Origin of the sequence: Bradyrhizobium ivorense, from assembly GCF_900696085.1 — a bacterium.
In the GTDB taxonomy this organism is placed as follows: domain Bacteria; phylum Pseudomonadota; class Alphaproteobacteria; order Rhizobiales; family Xanthobacteraceae; genus Bradyrhizobium; species Bradyrhizobium ivorense.
In genome coordinates this window covers 434,874-452,898 of the sequence record NZ_CAADFC020000009.1, presented here as the reverse complement: position 1 = coordinate 452,898, position 18,025 = coordinate 434,874, and the positions used below count along the sequence as shown (strand labels likewise).

Annotated in this window: 20 protein-coding genes; 10 read left to right on the top strand and 10 right to left on the bottom strand. The window is 65.3% G+C overall.

Annotated features, from left to right (window positions below; genetic code table 11):
• From CI41S_RS14580 to CI41S_RS14555, 5 genes are all read right to left on the bottom strand, one after another.
• The gene (locus CI41S_RS14580) at positions 1 to 741 is read right to left on the bottom strand and encodes a metallophosphoesterase family protein (protein WP_139859853.1); all 741 of its coding nucleotides are present in this window, start codon (positions 739 to 741) and stop codon (positions 1 to 3) included.
• Between the two features lie 330 nt (positions 742 to 1,071).
• Complete coding sequence (locus tag CI41S_RS14570; protein WP_139859851.1) at positions 1,072 to 1,662, bottom strand: TetR family transcriptional regulator; 591 nt, start codon at positions 1,660 to 1,662, stop codon at positions 1,072 to 1,074.
• Positions 1,663 to 2,603: 941 nt separating this feature from the next.
• Positions 2,604 to 3,209, bottom strand: a complete 606-nt coding sequence (locus CI41S_RS14565) for a hypothetical protein (protein WP_139859849.1) — start codon at positions 3,207 to 3,209, stop codon at positions 2,604 to 2,606.
• Entirely contained in the window at positions 3,202 to 3,876 is a 675-nt protein-coding gene (locus CI41S_RS14560) for a hypothetical protein (RefSeq protein ID WP_139484665.1), read from the bottom strand. Before CI41S_RS14560 ends, CI41S_RS14565 begins: the two co-directional genes overlap by 8 nt.
• Positions 3,873 to 4,652, bottom strand: coding sequence for a MotA/TolQ/ExbB proton channel family protein (locus CI41S_RS14555; RefSeq protein ID WP_139859847.1), 780 nt, complete (start codon positions 4,650 to 4,652; stop codon positions 3,873 to 3,875). Before CI41S_RS14555 ends, CI41S_RS14560 begins: the two co-directional genes overlap by 4 nt.
• 188 nt (positions 4,653 to 4,840) lie before the next feature.
• On the opposite strand from CI41S_RS14555, the gene CI41S_RS14550 reads away from it, so the two are divergent.
• The 4 genes from CI41S_RS14550 to CI41S_RS14535 all read left to right on the top strand — a co-directional run bounded on the left by CI41S_RS14550 (position 4,841) and on the right by CI41S_RS14535 (position 10,250).
• Positions 4,841 to 6,199 carry a histidine kinase gene (locus tag CI41S_RS14550; RefSeq protein WP_139859845.1) on the top strand — a complete coding sequence of 453 codons (1,359 nt, stop codon included), beginning with the start codon at positions 4,841 to 4,843 and terminating at the stop codon, positions 6,197 to 6,199.
• Position 6,200: 1 nt separating this feature from the next.
• A complete protein-coding gene (locus tag CI41S_RS14545; protein ID WP_139859843.1) occupies positions 6,201 to 6,854 on the top strand; it encodes a response regulator in 654 nt (217 codons plus the stop codon).
• A 732-nt stretch (positions 6,855 to 7,586) separates the two neighbouring features.
• Positions 7,587 to 8,894: an adenylosuccinate lyase gene (purB, locus tag CI41S_RS14540; protein ID WP_139859841.1), complete on the top strand. Its 1,308-nt coding sequence runs from the start codon at positions 7,587 to 7,589 to the stop codon at positions 8,892 to 8,894.
• Positions 8,895 to 9,077: 183 nt separating this feature from the next.
• Positions 9,078 to 10,250, top strand: a complete 1,173-nt coding sequence (locus tag CI41S_RS14535; protein WP_139859839.1) for a M20 aminoacylase family protein — start codon at positions 9,078 to 9,080, stop codon at positions 10,248 to 10,250.
• 102 nt (positions 10,251 to 10,352) lie between these two features.
• Here CI41S_RS14535 and CI41S_RS14530 read toward each other — a convergent pair whose 3' ends face one another.
• Entirely contained in the window at positions 10,353 to 10,916 is a 564-nt protein-coding gene (locus CI41S_RS14530; RefSeq protein ID WP_139859836.1) for a cytochrome b, read from the bottom strand.
• A 181-nt stretch (positions 10,917 to 11,097) separates the two neighbouring features.
• Here CI41S_RS14530 and murI point away from each other — a divergent pair, with 181 nt between their 5' ends.
• Positions 11,098 to 11,895: a glutamate racemase gene (gene murI, locus CI41S_RS14525; protein ID WP_139484658.1), complete on the top strand. Its 798-nt coding sequence runs from the start codon at positions 11,098 to 11,100 to the stop codon at positions 11,893 to 11,895.
• Positions 11,896 to 11,921: 26 nt separating this feature from the next.
• Here murI and CI41S_RS14520 read toward each other — a convergent pair whose 3' ends face one another.
• The 4 genes from CI41S_RS14520 to CI41S_RS14505 form a co-directional block, all read right to left on the bottom strand.
• Positions 11,922 to 12,413, bottom strand: a complete 492-nt coding sequence (locus tag CI41S_RS14520; protein WP_139859834.1) for a hypothetical protein — start codon at positions 12,411 to 12,413, stop codon at positions 11,922 to 11,924.
• A gap of 230 nt (positions 12,414 to 12,643) precedes the next feature.
• Complete coding sequence (locus CI41S_RS14515; protein WP_139859832.1) at positions 12,644 to 12,889, bottom strand: hypothetical protein; 246 nt, start codon at positions 12,887 to 12,889, stop codon at positions 12,644 to 12,646.
• Between the two features lie 57 nt (positions 12,890 to 12,946).
• Positions 12,947 to 14,038 (bottom strand): bifunctional DNA-binding transcriptional regulator/O6-methylguanine-DNA methyltransferase Ada, encoded by a 1,092-nt coding sequence (gene ada / locus CI41S_RS14510; RefSeq protein ID WP_172628038.1) that lies wholly within the window; start codon positions 14,036 to 14,038, stop codon positions 12,947 to 12,949.
• A gap of 106 nt (positions 14,039 to 14,144) precedes the next feature.
• Positions 14,145 to 14,594 carry an ester cyclase gene (locus CI41S_RS14505; protein ID WP_139859828.1) on the bottom strand — a complete coding sequence of 150 codons (450 nt, stop codon included), beginning with the start codon at positions 14,592 to 14,594 and terminating at the stop codon, positions 14,145 to 14,147.
• Positions 14,595 to 14,606: 12 nt separating this feature from the next.
• Between CI41S_RS14505 and CI41S_RS14500 the strand changes: the two genes are divergently transcribed.
• The 5 genes from CI41S_RS14500 to rpsD all read left to right on the top strand — a co-directional run bounded on the left by CI41S_RS14500 (position 14,607) and on the right by rpsD (position 18,014).
• A complete protein-coding gene (locus CI41S_RS14500; protein ID WP_139859826.1) occupies positions 14,607 to 14,798 on the top strand; it encodes a hypothetical protein in 192 nt (63 codons plus the stop codon).
• Complete coding sequence (locus CI41S_RS44970) at positions 14,788 to 14,925, top strand: multicopper oxidase domain-containing protein (RefSeq protein WP_283813117.1); 138 nt, start codon at positions 14,788 to 14,790, stop codon at positions 14,923 to 14,925. Before CI41S_RS14500 ends, CI41S_RS44970 begins: the two co-directional genes overlap by 11 nt.
• 137 nt (positions 14,926 to 15,062) lie before the next feature.
• Complete coding sequence (locus tag CI41S_RS14490; RefSeq protein WP_139859824.1) at positions 15,063 to 15,839, top strand: HpcH/HpaI aldolase family protein; 777 nt, start codon at positions 15,063 to 15,065, stop codon at positions 15,837 to 15,839.
• Positions 15,840 to 16,041: 202 nt separating this feature from the next.
• A complete protein-coding gene (locus CI41S_RS14485; RefSeq protein WP_139484726.1) occupies positions 16,042 to 16,995 on the top strand; it encodes a helix-turn-helix domain-containing protein in 954 nt (317 codons plus the stop codon).
• A 401-nt stretch (positions 16,996 to 17,396) separates the two neighbouring features.
• On the top strand, positions 17,397 to 18,014 hold the full coding sequence (gene rpsD / locus CI41S_RS14480) for a 30S ribosomal protein S4 (RefSeq protein ID WP_139484650.1): 618 nt from the start codon (positions 17,397 to 17,399) through the stop codon (positions 18,012 to 18,014).
• The last annotated feature ends 11 nt before the right edge of the window (positions 18,015 to 18,025 follow it).

The window sequence follows — 18,025 nt, the reverse complement described above, 5'->3', positions numbered from 1 at the left end:
CTACCGACCGATCAACAGGCGATCGGCCAGCCAGAGCGGCAGGCCGTTCGCCCGGATCCGCGCCGCCGCGGTCTCGGCATCATAGGGCACGCGCAGATAGGTGATCTCGCGGCTCGCCGTGTCGAACATCGCAAACGAGGCGGCGGGATCGCCGTCGCGCGGCTGGCCGACGGAGCCGAGCACGGCGAGCCAGCGGCGTCCGGTCAAGAGTTGCACGGCGATACCCGTGGTCGGCACGAAACTCGTCATCTTGGCCGCAGCCGACATCGAGTAGAGGCCGGGCCGATGGATGTGGCCGCAGAAGGTGATCTGCAGCCCGGTCGCCATCATGCTGCGCGCGGCATCGGCGGTGTCGCGGATGTAGCGCCATTTCGCCGGGTCCGACGCCTCGGAATGCACGTAGAGACGGTTGTCCTCCTCGCGCAGCAACGGCAGGCCGGCGAGGAACGCCTTCTGCTCCGTGCTGAGCCGGGTGCGGGTCCAGTCGATCGCGGCCTGCGCGTCGTCGTTCATGCTGTCGCTGGGGATGCCGATCGCATTGTCATGGTTGCCGCGCAGCGCGACCGCGCCTTTGGCGACGAGGTCCATCATGGTGTCGACGGCCCATTCCGGGTCGGCGCCGTAACCTACGATGTCGCCAAGACAGATCAGCCGCTCCGCGCCACGCGCCCGCGCGGCCTCGAGGCAGGCCGCAAAAGCCTGCCGGTTGGCATGAATGTCCGAAAAGAGCGCAAGCCGCATCGTGGTCCGCGTGGTTGATCCCGGTCGATATCAAGCACACGCGGCACGCGGCTCGCAATCGGAGCGGGCCTGGTCAGACGCGAGATCGCATCACGTCAGAGGTCGGAGTTTGCGGCTTACCCCTCTCCCCAACCCTCCCCCGCAAGGGGGGAGGGAGCCCTCCCGATGTGCTCACCTCACTGACAAGCAACGCCGCAGCTTGGTTAGAGCACTCGGCAACGAACGTAAGGGAGGTACCGGCGAGAGAGTTCCCTCCCCCCTTGCGGGGGAGGGTTAGGGAGAGGGGTACCGCTTGCTCAGCTGTCTGAGAGAATCGCAGGCCGCGTCTGCCTACTTGCAGACCCGCAGGCCCTTCAGCAGCAGGCTGATCAGCGCGTCGATGCGCGACGGGCATTCCGGCTTGGCCCATTCCTCGGCATGCGCCGGGTGATGGTAGCGGACGGTGGCGTCGAACACGGCGCGGGCCGTCGCCTTGACGTCATCGATCTCGAACACGCCCTGGGCGATGCCGTCGGACAGGATTTTGGCGACCAGATCGCACTGCTTGTTCTTGTAGGCTTCCACCACCTCGCGCGCCTCCTGGGCCAGCGCGAGATAGGTCGCGAACATTTCCGGATCGTCGCAGACCTTCTTCTGCTTGATCTCGAACATGGTGCGCAGCCACTTCTCCAGCCGCTCCGGCGCCGGGCCGTCTGAGGCGGCCAGCTTGCAGAGCGGCTCGTTGGCGCGATCCAGCCAGCGCTTGGCGACGGCGTCGCGCAGCGAGGCTTTGCTGGGGAAATGGCGGTAAACGCTGCCGTGGCTGACATCCAGCGCACGGGCAACGTCGACAACAGTGGCCTTGGCGAGCCCGTAGCGCCGCAAAACATCCTCGGTTGCTTCGAGAATCCGCTCGGGTGTCAAAACCACCGTCTCGTTCATGCGTTCACCGTCGTCTGGGTCTCGCTGTCCTTACCCGCGGCTGAATTTGGCGGCCTGAGCGGCCAAATGGCGGGCGACGCGAAGGTTGAGCCACTGTTGAATCTGGGCGGTCAATTGAAAGATTTCTATCGTCATGGAGGTAGTCCTTCGAGGTAATCAAATTCAGGGCGGCTTCGCCGGCGACGTGCCGGATCGGCCAGTTGGCGCCTCCTCCCTTGCGCAGGATGTATATACACCATCTCGCTGACAGATTTCAATATCTGTCAGACAATATATTGTGAACTGACCGACCGAGCAAAACGCCTAGGAGAATATGAAAAGGCCGCCAATTAAGGCGGCCCGTTCTGGTTCCAGTGCTAAATCGACCTTAGTGGCAAGGCTTGCCCGACATCTGAGCGGCCCTGCCGTGGCAGCCATCATGCATCGGCCCACGTTTCGCTGTCTTGGCCCCTGCTTTCTGAGTGCTCGCAGCCTTTGAAGTGGCCGTTGGAGCTTGCGCGTAGGCCGAGGCGGAACCAACGAAGACAGCGAACGCCAAAGCGACTTTGAAAATTGACTTCATAACACTCCCCCTGACGATGATTCGATCCGAGATCAGTATTGAAGTAGGGGTACTTTAGCGCCCAAACCGAGATGGGATAGGGGCAAACGGTCTATCCGGGGAGATACGGGTTCCAGAGTTCGAATCCGGCCCATCCCTGCTAACGGAGATCCCGAATGGAGGGCTGGAATCGAAAGGGGCCGCCTCACGCAGCGGCCCCTTTGCCGGGAAAATGGCTTGGGGATGAAATCTAGCCCCGGTTGGCACCAAGACTACACGCTTCAGGGGATTGAGGAATTCCGGATGACTACTGTCCATCCGGCTGACTGATTATTCCGAATCCCTATTTTCCTGCCACTTACCCTTGCCGCACAGCGCCCTGTCGCCGCTGCCCATCCTTCTATTGCAGGTCGTCCTTGGGCGGCATCCGGGGCGGCGGCAGCGGCTGGAACACCGACGCCGAGCCCGCTGGCGGCGGCGCGAACACGCCGGTGGTGGAATCCCCGCCCGACGTCTCCAGGATGGTCTTCGGCGTGATGTACTCGCGGACCAGGTCCATGATGGTGCCGTCGCCGCCGCCGAAATCCGCGGCCCGCCCGCCCTGCGGATGGCCGGCCTTGATCTCGTTCTCCGCGGTGTGGGTCTGCTCGGCCAGCGCGTCGCTGTAGGGAATCCGGAAGGCGCGTGGGATCGCGCTCGGCCGGTTGTCCTCGTCGACCTCCTCGACCCAGAGATAGATCGCACCTGGATCGCCCTCCAGCGAATGCGGCTCGACGATCCTCGAGTGCAGCAACTTGAAGTTGGCCGGCAGCCGCTCGGTCGAGGCCCAGCCGAGCAGTCCGCGCATGCCGCCGAAGCTGACGACATAGAAGGCGCTGGTCACGACGATCGCGATCGCCTTGAACGACCAGTGCAGGCGCGCATAGACCAGCACGACCAGGAGCAACGCGCCGACCACCGCATAGGCGACCGCGAGCGTGAAGATCACCGACTGAAAGCTATTCACGGCGCAGCACCCTCACCCCGGTCTTCGGATCGACGTCGGCGCCGTTGCGCCAACTGCTGCGGAACGTCTCCAGCAGCGACTTCGGCCGCTGGTCGACATTGATCACCTTGCCCGCGGCGTCGAGACGAAACCGCACCGCGGTCTTCTCATCGCCGGTGTGGTCGAGAGTGAGCTTGTTGTCGAAGATCACCTGCGCCGTCGGATTGAGCTTCTGCACCTTGATCTTGGCCTCGACCGGCTGGCCGGTCGTCGCCGCGAAATGCGAGATGTTGACGGTGTATTCGCCGGCGACGATGCCGCGCACGGTGACGATCTCCTCGCGGATCGGCGAGGCGATCTTCTTGCCGTTGACCACGATGAAGTCGTTGGCGCCACCGCGGTCGTCGCGGTCGAGGGTGAGGAAGCCGGCCTCGCGATGCCGGTACCAGGCGATGTTGCCGGCAGGGTCCTGCACGAACAGGTCGAGATCGTCGGGATGGTTGTCCGGCCAGTCCATCGTGATGATGAACTCCGCCTTGGATTCGATCTTGCCCTCCTTGGAGTCGGGCGACACCGCGAGCAGCGCCAGGAAGAACAGGAAGGCGATCACCTGCAGCGCCTTGAACAGCATGACGCCGAGCGGATCGAACGGCTCCTCGCGCGGATAGAGGCCGAAATCATCCATCATGGCGGCGATCCGAGCGGCGTTCCAAGCCGCCGCTCCAGGGCCGGAGTGACGTGGGTCTCGGTCAGCACCACGGCATCGGAAAACACCCGCTGGGTCGCGGCATCGAGCATGTAGTACTGGATGCGGACCAGGATGGATCCGATCAGCCCGGCCAGCGTCGTGTACATCGCGACGGCCATGCCGTCGCTCATCAGCCCCATCGACGATTTCATCGCGACCTTGTCGGCGGCATCCAGCGTTGCGATCGGTGCCAGCATGATGATGAAGCCGATGATGGTGCCGAGCAGGCCGAGCTTCATCAGCGTGTCGGAGACGAAGGCGCCAAAACCGTTGGAGCCGCGCAGCCGGTCCGCCAGCGTTCGCAGCAGCAGCGTCTGGTCGATCGGGCCTTTTGCTTGGGCCCTGGCCTTCTGCACCAGGCTCTTGATGTGTTCGGTGACGAGGCCGCCTGGCAGGTTGCGTGCATCGCCGGCAAGTGCGCTGGCGCCGTCGGGCGCGGCGAGGATGGCGCGGCAACCGCGCGCCGCCTCGCCTTCCCGCGCGATCGCCCGCGTGCGCCAGAAGCAATGCACGCACGTGACGATGTAGAGCACCGCGATGACGCTGGAGATGTAGGTGCGGTCGGAACTGACCATCAGGCGGATCAGCCCGTAGCGCCAGAGCAGGAACGCGGCGAAGACCGAAAGGCCGGTGAAGATCATCCAGAGCAACAGGACCCGGCGTTCCGCCGCGTCCGTGCCGACCGTTGCGGCGGCGGCGCCGACCTTGGCATCCATGCTGCGCTAGCTCCCTGTGACGGTTGGTGCTCCCCCGATGTTACACCAGAGCCGGCCGGCGCCGTCCAAAGACATCTGCCCAAATTCCCTCGGGCAAATTTCCCGATCTGCATGGCGTGGCCCTGCATGCAATTGGCCCGGAACCTCCTTGCTGTTACGCTCGATGGACTGGCCCCGGAGTGGATCGCATGCGCCTCGTGCTTCAACTGGTCGCCCGCCTGCTCGTGATCGTCGCGCTGTGCCTTGGCGCGGCCACCATCTGGGCCACGATCGACGCCTATCGCAGCGTCGATCGCGCCACGGAAGCCTCCGCCGATCGCGTCTCGCAAGCCCTCGAGGCGCTGTACTGGCGCGAATTGCTGCTGCGCAGCAGCCGCATGCGCGAACAATTGCTGCCGGCGCCGGATTGGCGCACCATCGAGACCATGGGCCGGATCGCACCGGGGATCTGCGTCGAGTTCGAGCCGGCGCGGGCGTTCGAGCAGCCGCTGTGCGGTCAGAGCAAGGGCATCGGCAAGACGCCGCCGCGCTGGTTCGCCGCCGCCGTGCACATCACGCTCGGCGATCACGCCACCGTGGAGCGGCCGATCAGCGCCCGCGCCGCCACCGCGGGAACCGTCCGCGCCACGGCTGATCCGGACGCCGCGATCGCGCTGGCCTGGCAGCACATCCTGGACAACATCCATGTCGCGCTGCTGATGGCACTGGCGATCGCGCTGCTCGCCTCGCTCGCGATCGCGCACACGCTGGCGCCGGCGCGCTCGATCGTGACCGCGCTGCGCCGCATGGCCGACGGCCAGTACCGGACGCCGCTGCCGCGCTTTCGTTCCATGGAACTCGCCATGATCGGCCAGGCCGTCAGCGAGCTCGGCGACCGCCTGGCGCAAGCCCAGGAGGAGCGCGCCGTGCTGACCCGGCGCCTGCTCGAGATCCGCAGCGACGAGCGCCGCGCGCTCGCCCGCGAGTTGCACGACGAGTTCGGCCAGAATCTCACCGCAATCCTCGCCTTTGCCAATTCGATCGAAGCCACCGTTGGCAAGGTTGAGACCGCGCAGGACGCGCGGATGATCTCGCAGGCGACGCGCCGTATCATGGCCTGCCTGCGCGACACGCTGAATCGGCTGCGCCATCCGCCGGCCGAGGAGCTCGGGCTCGAGGCGAGCCTGGTCGACCTCGTCGACAGCTGGCGATCGCAGGCCGCAACCCAGCCGCTGATCCAGCTCGATCTGCAGGGCGACCTCGCCGACATCAGCGGCACCGTTGCCGCCACCGCGTACCGCGTCGCGCAGGAATGCCTGACCAATGCGCTGCGCCACGGCGCCGCGCGCGAGATCGTGCTGCGGATCGAACGGCGCAGCGGCGCGGAGAATGCGCTCCTGGTGCGGGTCGAGGATGACGGCGGCGGCGATGCCGCCAAGGTGGCGCAGTCGGCTGGCTTCGGCCTCACCGGGGTCAGCGAGCGGGTCGCCGCGCTCGGCGGCTCGCTGTCGATCGCGCCGGCCCGTCGCGGGCTCAGTGTCGCCGCCACCATTCCACTCGCCGCCTGAGATGACGACCGCAAAGACCCGGGGCATCTCGATCCTCTTGGTGGACGACCATCCCGTCGTCCGCCAGGGCTACCGCCGGGTGCTCGAGCATCAGGACGATTTTCGTGTCGTCGCTGAGGCCGACAACGCGGCCGAGGCCTATCGCGCGTTCAAGGCACATGCGCCGAACGTGGTGGTGATGGACATCTCGATGCCGGGCGCCAGCGGGCTGGAGGCGATCAGAAACATCCGCGCCCGCGACGCCGACGCCCGCATCCTGGTGTTCAGCATGCACAGCGAGGCGGCACAGGTGAAGGCCGCGTTCGGCGCCGGCGCCAGCGGCTTCGTCACCAAGGGCAGCGAACCCGCCGAGCTGATCCAGGCGATCCGCAGCGTGGCGCGCGGCGAGCACGCCATGAGCGGCGACGTCGCCCGGGTGTTGGCGCTGCAGAGCCTGGCGCCGACCAAATCGGCGCTCGACCAGCTCGGCGAGCGCGAGATCGAGATTTTGCGCCAGCTCGCCGCCGGCAGCACCAAGGAGCAGATCGCGGAAAACCTCAACCTCAGCACCAAGACCGTGCAGAACTACCACTATTTGATCAAGGCCAAGACCGGGATGCGCACCGACGCCCAGCTGGTGCGGCTCGCCGTGGAGTGCGGATTGGCGAATTTGTAGCCGCTCACCCGGCTCCATCCGCTCCCTCTCCCCGCTCTTCGCGGGGAGAGGGTCGGGGTGAGGGGCTGCTTCCGCGCATGATGGTGGCAATCGGACTCGCGGAGGCTCCCCCTCACCCGGAACGCATCTGGCGATGCGTTCCGGCCTCTCCCCGCAAGCTGGGCGAGGCGAAGCGAGGCAAGCTTCGTAGCCCGGGTGAGCGTAGCGACACCCGGGGACCATCCCAGAACACCCCGGATGTCGCTTCGCTCATCCGGGCTATGCGCCTGCATTCGGAATAGTAGAATAATACCACTGATTTGCCCGACGTGCCAAGTTGCGTCGAACGCCGGCTACTTTGCATGGGGTTGTTTTCCATGTTTTGGCAGGGCCCCTGCAGCAAGCTTCGTAGCCCGCTCCTTCGCCCGTCTATATCCGCTCCCTCTCCCCGCTCTTCGCGGGAGAGGGTTGGGGTGAGGGGCCGTCTCCGCGCACACGGCAGGAGTTGGACTCGCGGAAGCTCCCCCTCACCCGGAACGCATCTGCGATGCGTTCCGGCCTCTCCCCGCAAGCGGGGAGAGGCCGGAACGGAGTACGCCGCCCGATCGGATTTTCCCCTCGATTGCCCCGGTTTTCCCCTTCCCGGAGCGCCGTTTTGGTGGCCTCTCCGGCCTCGATTTGCTAAAGCACGGCGTAAAAAACAATTCGGCCGGGAGCCGCTTTCGCGCTCCCCTGCCCGCCTCGGAGTTATCGATGATCCCCCGCTATACCCGCCCGGAAATGGCCTCCATCTGGGAGCCGCAAACGCGTTTCAAGATCTGGTTCGAGATCGAGGCGCATGCCGCCGACGCGCAGGCCGAGCTGGGGGTGATCCCGAAGGAAGCGGCGAAGACGATCTGGGCCAAGGCCAAGGACGCCACCTTCGATGTGGCGCGGATCGACGAGATCGAGCGCGAGACCAAGCACGACGTCATCGCGTTCCTGACCCACCTTGCCGAAATCGTCGGCCCCGAGGCGCGCTTCGTGCACCAGGGCATGACCTCCTCCGACGTGCTCGACACCACCCTCAACGTCCAGCTCAAGCGCGCCGCCGACCTTTTGCTCGCCGATCTCGAGCGGGTGCTGGCGGCGCTGAAGACCCGCGCCTTCGAGCACAAGATGACGCCGACGATCGGCCGCTCCCACGGCATCCATGCCGAGCCGGTCACCTTCGGCCTCAAGCTCGCCTATGCCTATGCCGAGTTCGACCGCGCCCGCGCCCGCCTGGTCGCGGCGCGTGACGAGATCTCGACCTGCGCTATCTCCGGCGCGGTCGGCACCTTCGCCCAGATCGATCCGCGGGTCGAAGCGCACGTCGCCAAGGCGATGGGGCTGCGGCCTGAGCCGGTTTCGACCCAAGTGATCCCGCGCGACCGCCACGCGATGTATTTTGCCACGCTCGGGGTGATCGCCGCTTCGGTCGAGCGGCTGGCGGTGGAAATCCGCCATCTGCAACGCACCGAGGTGCTGGAGGCCGAAGAGTTCTTCTCCGAGGGTCAGAAGGGCTCCTCGGCGATGCCGCACAAGCGCAACCCGGTGCTGTCGGAAAACCTCTCCGGCCTGTCGCGCATGGTGCGCGCCTACGTGACGCCGGCGCTGGAGAATGTCGCGCTCTGGCATGAGCGCGACATCTCGCACTCCTCCGCCGAGCGCATGATGGGGCCAGATGCCACCGTCACCCTCGACTTCGCGCTGGTCCGCCTCGCCGGGCTGATCGAGAAGCTATTGGTCTATCCCGCCAACATGCAGAAGAACCTCGACCGCCTCGGCGGCCTGGTGCATTCGCAGCGCGTGCTGATCGCGCTGACCCAAAAGGGCGCCAGCCGGGAGGACGCCTACAAATTCGTGCAACGCAACGCGATGCCGGTCTGGCGCGGCGAAGGCGACTTCCTGACGCTGTTGAAGAAGGACGCCGACGTCAGGAAATTCATGAGCGACGCCGAGCTCGAGGAGCAGTTCGACCTCGGCTATCACTTCAAGCACGTCGACACGATCTTCAAGCGGGTGTTCGGGGAGAGCTGACGCCCTCCCCGTCATTCCGGGGCACGCGCACCGCGCGTGAACCCGGAATCCCGAGATTGTTGCGCGAGATTCCGGGTTCGCGCTTCGGGCGCCCCGGAATGACGGTTGCTTTCTCGTGACATCCCGGCCGGTTACGCTACGCTCAGCCGCCTTACGAACTCACAAGAAACGGATCTAACTCCCATGCCCATCGTCAACCGCGTCGCCGCTCTCTCGGACGAAATGGCCGCCTGGCGCCATGACTTCCATGAGAATCCTGAACTGCTTTACGAGGTGCACCGCACCGCCGGCATCGTCGCCGACAAGCTGCGCGAGTTCGGCTGCGACGAGGTGGTGACGGGGATCGGGCGCACCGGCGTGGTCGGCGTGATCCGCGGCCGCAAGAACAGCTCCGGCAGGACCATCGGGCTGCGCGCCGACATGGACGCGCTGCCGATCGAAGAGGCCGCCGATGTGCCCTATGCCTCAAAAATCCCCGGCAAGATGCATGCCTGCGGCCATGACGGCCACACCGCGATGCTGATGGGCGCCGCCAAATATCTCGCCGAGACTCGCAATTTCGACGGCACCGCGATCGTGATCTTCCAGCCCGCCGAGGAAGGCGGCGCCGGCGGCAAGGCGATGGTCGACGACGGGCTGATGACCCGCTGGGGCATTCAGGAGGTCTACGGCCTGCACAACATGCCGGGCCTGCCCGAGGGCCATTTCGCCACCACCCCCGGCCCGATGCTGGCCGCATCCGACAGCGTCGAGATCACCATCCATGGTAAGGGCGGCCATGCCGGCGCCGCCCCGCACCGGGCGGTCGACAGCGTGCTGATCGGCGCCCAGGTGATCAACGCGCTGCAGTCGATCGTGGCGCGCAACGTCGATCCGCTGCAGTCGGCGGTGATCTCGATCACCATGTTCCAGGCCGGCACCGCCTTCAACATCATCCCCGAAACGGTCAAGCTCGGCGGCACCGTGCGCACGCTGCATCCCGAGATCCGCGATCTGGTCGAGCGCCGCATCGGCGAGGTCGCCGACAGCATCGCGCGGGCCTATGGCGGCTCGGCCGAGACCAACTACATCCGGCTCTATCCGGCCACCATCAACCATCCGCGCGAGGCCGGCATCGCCGCCGAGGTGGCCCGCGACGTGGTCGGCGCCGACCGGGTCGACGAAAAGGCGATCCCGGTGATGGGCGGCGAGGATTTCGCCTTCATGCTGGAAGCACGCCCCGGCGCCTTCGTGTTCCTCGGCACGGGCGACGGCCCGATGTGCCACCACCCCGCCTACGTCTTCAACGACAACATCCTCGGCCACGGCGCCTCCTACTGGGTGCGCCTGGTCGAGAAGCAGATGCCGGCGGGCTAGGCTTCGTCGACTCCGGCTTTGAGCGTGCTTGTTCGTGCCGACCGCTTGCCGGCGGCACGAACAGTCAGAATGGTCGCGCGTTCCTGCTCACGGAACGCCGAGCTACGTCGCGCCGTTGGCCTGGCGCGCGCCGATCATCCGCGCGGCGACGCGGTCGCGTCTGACGAAGTGGTGGAACGCGACCGCGGCAAGATGCAGCGCGATCAGCGCCAGCAGCACATAGGCAAAGAGGATGTGGCGGTCCTCATAGGCCTGCGCCGCCGCCTTGTCGGGCGATGTGATCTGCGGCACGTGGAACAGGCCGAAGAAGCTGGCATAGTCAGGCGTGTGGGCGCCGGAATGCGCCCAGCCCAGCACAGCCACCAGGATAGTGACGGCGTAGAGCGCGCCATGGCTGACGCGGGCGGCGATCCGCTGCCAGTGCGGCGTGTCCGCCGGCAGCGCCGGCGTCGGATTGATCGCGCGCCAGATCAGCCGCAGCACGGTGAAGAGCAGCACCAGATAGCCGATGTCGGCATGGATCGAACGGTGGAAGAAGCGATCCGGCCGCGCCGCGAAGTGGTTCATCCACCAGCCATACGCGATCATGCCGATGATCACGGCGCCCAGCCCCCAGTGGAAGGCGCGCGCGAGCCACCCCCAGGCGGTCGAGTTGTTTCGCATCATGTCCGGTCTGCCCCTGCGGCCTGCCTGAATTTCACATGTCACGGCAATGGCTTGCCCTGATAGTGACAGCTATCGCCCAAGCCCATATGAAATTCCCCGCGTTCACCGCCTTGTGTGGCCCGGGACACCGGGAAGCCAAAAACAACTGAATGGTAACCCTGGATCGGATAAAGTTTTGCGCGTGGCAGCTCCCCCAACCATCCTCGTGTTCGATTCCGGCCTCGGCGGCCTCACGGTGCTGCGCGAAATCGTCGGCGTCAGGCCCGACGCGCATTATGTCTATGTCGCCGATGACGCGTTCTTTCCCTACGGCCATCATGGCGAGGACGAGATCGTCGCCCGGGTGGTGCCGCTGGTCGGCGAGCTGATCGAGGCCCATGCGCCCGACCTCGTCGTGATCGCCTGCAACACCGCATCGACCATCGTGATGTCGCATCTCCGCGACGCCTACCGCCTGCCCTTCGTCGGCACCGTGCCGGCGATCAAGCCGGCCTGCGCCTCCTCGAAGACGCGGCGCGTCTCGGTGCTCGGCACCCGCGGCACCGTGAAGCGGGAATACACCCGCAAGCTGATCTCGGATTTCGCGCAGGGTTGCGAGGTGACGCTGGTCGGCTCCGGCGAGCTCGCCTCGCTGGCGGAAGCAGCGCTCAGCGGGCAGAGCGTGCGCGACGCGGACATCGCCGCCGAGCTCGCGCCCTGCTTCGTCGGCAACGGCGCCGACGATCCCGCCCGTACCGACACCGTCGTGCTTGCCTGCACGCATTATCCGCTGCTGCTCGACCGCCTGACCGGGCTCGCGCCCTGGCCGGTCGACTGGATCGATCCGGCGCCCGCGATCGCCCGCCGCGTCGCCGACCTGCTCGGCCCGCCCGGCATCGAGAGCGACACCGCCGGCGCCGAGATGATCTTCACCTCGAAGCGTCCGCACACGCTGAGCGCGGCGCTGACGCCATTCTTCGGCGGCCGCGTTCCGGCCTGAGCCGGCGCTGCGCTGTCAGAGAGCGCTCAGCGCTCCGCGGATTCGTCCTTGTTGGGACGCACGAAGCCGATGACTTGCGCCGTCTCCGGTGCGGCAGCCGTATCAGTTTCAATCGCATCCCGAGCCGGTGTCACGAACTGCCGTTCCATGGCACGCCGGCCAGTCGGATCCCGTTGCTCGAGCGGCGGCATGTCCGTGATGTCGATGGCGACAATCGGACTGGCGGACGCGCCTTTCAAATTCTGATCGGCAAGCGATTGAAAAACCAGGCCCGGGTGGTCCGGGCAGGTTTGCGCGATGTGGGCAAGCTGCTTCAATGGCCGCTGCAGATGCGCCCAGTGCGTGAGAATCGACGGCCAGTCGCCGCCATCCCTGAACGCGCCGTTCAACAGACCGTTCGACAGCGGATCGTGCGGCGCAAAGACGCCGACGCTCTTGGCGATGTCGACGATGTGCGGTCCATTGGGCAGCCCCACGACGAGCCCGATGGTCCCATCCGTGATCCTGGCGAGCCTCATGACGCCCTGCTTTCTCGCGAGGCGGCCACAGCCTCCCTCGCCTTCGCGTGTGTCACGAGCTTCATGGATCGTCTCCTTGATCTGATCTCACGACCGAACGTAGGTGGAAGTGCGCCACGCCAAACTCCGATGCTTGCTGTCAAATCGAGAATGCTTTCGAGCCGCTGACGAGACAAAAAAGCCAGGCGCAGTGGCGCCTGGCGAAGCGAACCAGAGCATCGTCCCACCGATCACGCGATGCGCGTGACCGTGGTCTGTTCGAGGAGATAGGTCGCGCCCGTGGTCAGCCGCAGGCGTATGGTCCCGTTGTCCAGCACTTGCCATTCGGCAAACCCGTCCGCGACGAGATTGGCGAAATGGGCCATCACTTCGGCCTTGGCCGGATCGGACTCCATCCGGGCCGCAACCGCATCGAACGTCGTCTCGACACGCACGCGTTTCTCGAGCCGTTTCTTCGGTGCGATGCGAGGATCCATCGTCAGGGAAATTCCTTTGACCGGCGAGACCCGGACATTGCTTCGACGGGCGAACACTCAGACTTTCTGCGAGGCCTCCCGGTCGAGCAGCGCACGCTTTCGCTCGACGCCCCACGCGTAGCCCGAGACCGAACCATCGGTGCGGATCACGCGGTGGCAGGGAATCGCGACGGCGAGCTTGTTTACGGCGCAGGCGCCGGCGACCGCGCGCACCGACTTGCAGGAGCCGATGCGTTGCGCGAGTTCGGCATAGGTGACGGTCGCCCCGACCGGAATGTCCCGGAGCGCCTGCCAGACGCGCTGCTGGAACGCGGTGCCGCGGACATCGAGCGGCAGATCGAGGCCGAGCCGAGGTGCTTCCACGAAGCCGACAACGCGCGCGACGATGGCCTCGTATTCCCGGTCGGCACCAATCAGGCGGGCGTTCGGGAAGCGGTCCTGCAGCTCGCGCAGCAGCGCCTCGGCATCATCGCCCAACAGGATCGCGGCGACGCCCTTCGTGCTCGACGCGACCAGAATGGCGCCGAGATAAGTCTGGCCGATCGCGAATTTGATCTCCTCATTGGCGCCACCTGCGCGGTAGTGCGACGGCGTCATGCCGAGCATGCCGGTGGATTTTTCGTAGAAGCGGCCGCTTGAATTGAACCCGGCGTCATAGATCGCCGCGGTGACACTGTGTCCCGAGGCGAGGCTTTCGCGCACCTTGCTGGCGCGGCAGGCCGCGGCATATCCCTTGGGCGTCAGCCCGGTCGCCGCCTTGAACATGCGGTGGAAGTAGCTTGGGCTCAGGCAGACCGCGTCAGCCAGCTCTTCGAGCGAAGGCTCTTCCTCGCACTGTTCGACGAGACGGCAGGCCTTGACGACCAGGGCGGCGTTCTCGGCCTCGATCGATGGTCCGTTCGGATTGCAGCGCCGGCATGGCCGAAAGCCGGTCGCCTTGGCGCTTGCCAGCGTGTCGTGCAGCTGAACATTCTTAGGGTTCGCGGTGCGCGAAGGACATGACGGCCGGCAGTAGACGCCGGTCGTCGCCACCGAGTACCAGAACGCGCCATCCGCCGTCCTGTCGCGGGCGGCAATCCGCGCCCAGCGCGGATCGGCCGCGACGGAGAGCGGTGTCGTTGTCTCAGGCCATTTGAGGTTCACGTTCATCGGTTGCATAGCGCCACAGGATGGCCGACGCTGCCACCCGATTTCCGAACGGCACGGCGAGGCCCGCATATCGATGCGGACCTCGCTTGATCTCGCTATGGACCGATTACGCGGCCTTCAGCAGCCCGAGCTGCGTCAGCGCGGTGACACCATCGTCGAGACCGACTTCCTCGACGATCTTGCCGCCCACGACCTTCAGCACGGTGGTGCCGGTGAAGTGCATCTTGCGTCCGGTCGCGGCCGGCAGGCTGCCGATCAGGAAGTCCCTGAAAGCGGGCCCGGTGTGGGTGCCGCCGCCTTCCCACTGACCGACGACATAGTCGCCCTCGGCAATCAGATCGGCCGTTCCCCAGAAATTGAGATCGGGGAACGCAGCCCGGAAATCGGTCATGAACGCCCTGATGTCGTCGCGTCCGCGGCGGGGTTCGTGCAGCGAATATTTCAACAGCATGTCGGGCGCGGCGATCTCGTCGATAACACCGAGGTTGACGGACTTGCCCCAAAACTCGGTGAACCAGCGGCCGACCACCGCCTTGTTATCGTCTTGCTTGCTCATTCGGATGGCTCCTTGATCAGACTCGTCAAGATCGCCGGCGTCGCCAGCGACCCGGCAGAGCGTTTACGTCTGATTCAAATCGGCCAAACTCCGGTTCTTGTCGTGGAATTACAAGTCTGTCGCTGCCGCAGAAAAAGTGCTCCACGTCGGCTTGATGGCAGGATGCAAATTAACGCCATAGAAATTCAATATCGTGTGCCGTAGCCTCTCGTGTGGTGAGGGATGCAATGCGCCGGTTGATCCCACAATCGTCGGTCGGTTCGTCTACCATTGTCACGCGGTCGATCACGAAGACAAGGGGATGATGGGCGTCGTCGAAGTCGTCACTTGAAAACGCCAGGGTGACCGACACAGTTTACGCAAGGACCGTCGATCACGGCGAACAGACAACTGTCTGCTTTGCCACTGCAAAGCGAACGTCTATGAATACGCGCCGCAGCTTGCTTTCGCCCATCGAGGGAGGACCGCTTGACATCCGCACCGCTGACGCCGCTCAACCGCTTGCGACAAGCCTGGCGCGAGAAGCGCCCGACCTTCGGCGCGATCGCGACCATTCCGAGCATCCAGACCGTGCAGATCATGGCGCAGTCGCTGGACTGGATCGTCGTCGACCTCGAGCACGGCCCGATCGATCTTGGCACCGCGCACGCGATGATCGTGGCGACCTCAGGCACGCCGTGCGTGCCGATGGTGCGGATCGCCGCCAACGAGCCGCATCTGGCCAAGGCGCCGATGGACATCGGCGCGCTCGGCATCAACTTTCCGATGATCTGCAATGCCGCCGACGCCGCGAAGGCGGTGCGCAGCGTGCGCTATCCGCCGAACGGCGAGCGGCTGTGGGGCCCGTTCCATGCCCCGTTCCGCTGGGGCGTCTCGATGAACGATTACATGGCGACCGCCGATGACGACATGATCTGCATGATCACGATCGAGCACGTCGAGGCGGTCGAGCGTATCGACGAGATCATGGCTGTGCCAGGCATCGACCTTGCGGTGATCGGTCCCGGCGACCTCGCCACCTCGATCAACAAGCGCGGCCTGCCCGACGATCCCGAGGTGGTCGCACTGATGCAGCGCGCCGAGCAAGGCATCATGCGAAGCGGTGTGCCGATCGGCGGCGTCGCGCGCACCGCCGAGCAGGCCAATGCGATGATCGAGCGCGGCTACGCGGCGCTGGCGCTCGGCTTCGACTGGTCGCTGTTCCAGCGCGGGATTGCCGCGGCGTTTGCCGGGATCAGGCGGTGAGCCGCCAATATGCAGTTTGTGCCAATCCCGGCCGGCATCGCTTTCTCTGAAAAACAAGCGAAAATCGGCGAGGTAGCCGTAACGAACATCCGCCATCCGAATCAGCACAATGACGACAGGTTGCCGCAGGGAATAAGATGGGGCAGATTTCTGCCGTGGGACCAATAGAATAATCGCGTTTCCGTAGCAGGGCATGCAGATGATGGGCGAACATCTGTCGGTCAGCACCAGCAGACTTGAAGGCTTTGAGGGACTTCATCAGGCCGTCAAGGGCTCGCATGTCGACGTCATGCAGCTCGAGCGCGGACGGCTGCGCGGCACCCTGTCGCATGTCGGCATCGGCGATTTCTCGCTCAGCATCGGCGCCTTCAATGTCGGCGTCCGTACCCAGCGCATCTCGACCGAGGAAAAGCTGATCGTTGGCATGCTGCTCAGCGCCAAGGACCGCGTCACGCATTGGGCCTTCGACATGCAGCCGGCGGACGTTCTCGTCATTCCACCCTCCGTCGAGCATGACGGGGTTTTTCACAGCGGCTCGTCCTATGCGGCGATCCGTCTCGATCTGGCCGACCTCCCCAGCGTGTTCGGTGGCGAGCCCCGGCTTGCCGATCCGGAAGCCTGGCTGGAGAAGCGCCACTATCGCGCGGACGACGGCGTCGGCATGGCAGGCGCGCAAAGGCTGCAGCAGATCGTTCCGCATCTTGCGCGGCAGCCCGGCGCGCTGTCGGAGGCATCAGCCGAATTCTGGAAGCGCGCGATCGTCGACTGCATGACCGCGCCGGTCGCAGCTTCGCTGCCCCGCGACGATTCCGGCTATCTGCCGTCTGCCATGAAGCTGGTGCGCAACATCGAGGAATATCTGGAGGCGGCGGGGTCGCGCCCGGTCCATGTCTCGGAAATCTGCTCCGCCTTCGGTGTCTCACGGCGGAGTCTGCATCGCGCATTCCATGAGGTGTTCGGCATCGGGCCGGTTACGTTCCTCCGCCACAAGCGGCTTTGCGCGATTCATTCCATCCTGCGCCAAAGCAGACCCAAACAGACCACGGTTTCCGAGGTGGCGCTCGAGCAGGGCTTTATCGAGCTCGGGCGTTTCGCGCAGTATTACCGCGCGATGTTCGGCGAGTATCCGTCGCAAACGCTGAGCGGTACGAGCTAGACCGTGCCTGCGATGGACAGCCGGCCACTTGCCAATGCGGGCGGTGAGCGCCGGTTTTTTGCCCGATTGCCGTGCGATCCGGCCACGAGCTGACGCTTGGCCGGCCGCAAGCGACGGCTCCCGGCCTTCGAAGGGCAAAAAACGACCATTTTGGTGCCAAATCGGCCCCAAATACCCTGTCTTTTGTTTGACAGGACGGCGGTTTCTCCTTAAGACCACCCCTGCTCGCGGGCCGGTTTCGGCCCGCGAAGCGTTTCGCGACCCGTGGTTCGTCCTCGAGCTTTCGAGGCGGATCTGTCGGTACGGGCCCTTGGGCCGGTACACAGGAGGGCGCGTCTCCTCAAACCTGAAACCAAAAAAGGCCGGAGCTCGATGGCTGCGGCTATGCAAAGAGGACCGCGATGACAAAGCGCAGTGAGGCGAAGTACAAGATCGATCGCCGCATGGGCCAGAATATCTGGGGCCGCCCGAAGAGCCCCGTGAACCGCAGGGAATACGGCCCCGGCCAGCACGGCCAGCGCCGCAAGGGCAAGCTCTCCGACTTCGGCGTGCAGCTGCGCGCCAAGCAGAAGCTCAAGGGCTACTACGCCAACATTTCCGAGCGCCAGTTCCACGGCATCTATGTCGAGGCCAGCCGCCTCAAGGGCGACACCGGCGAGAACCTGATCGGCCTCCTGGAGCGCCGTCTCGACACCGTGGTGTATCGCTCGAAGTTCGTCTCGACGATGTTCGCCGCACGCCAGTTCATCAATCACGGCCACGTCAAGGTGAACGGCCGCAAGGTCAACATCGGCAGCTACATGCTGAAGGTCGGCGACACCATCGAGGTCAAGGAATCCTCCAAGCAGCTCACCCCGGTGCTGGAAGCGACCCAGCTGCCCGAGCGCGACGTGCCGGACTTCATCGAGGTCGATCACTCCAAGATGACCGCGAAGTTCGCGCGCATCCCCGGCCTCTCCGACGTGCCGTTCCCGGTGCAGATGGAGCCGCATCTGATCGTCGAATTCTATTCGCGCTGATCAGCTCAGCG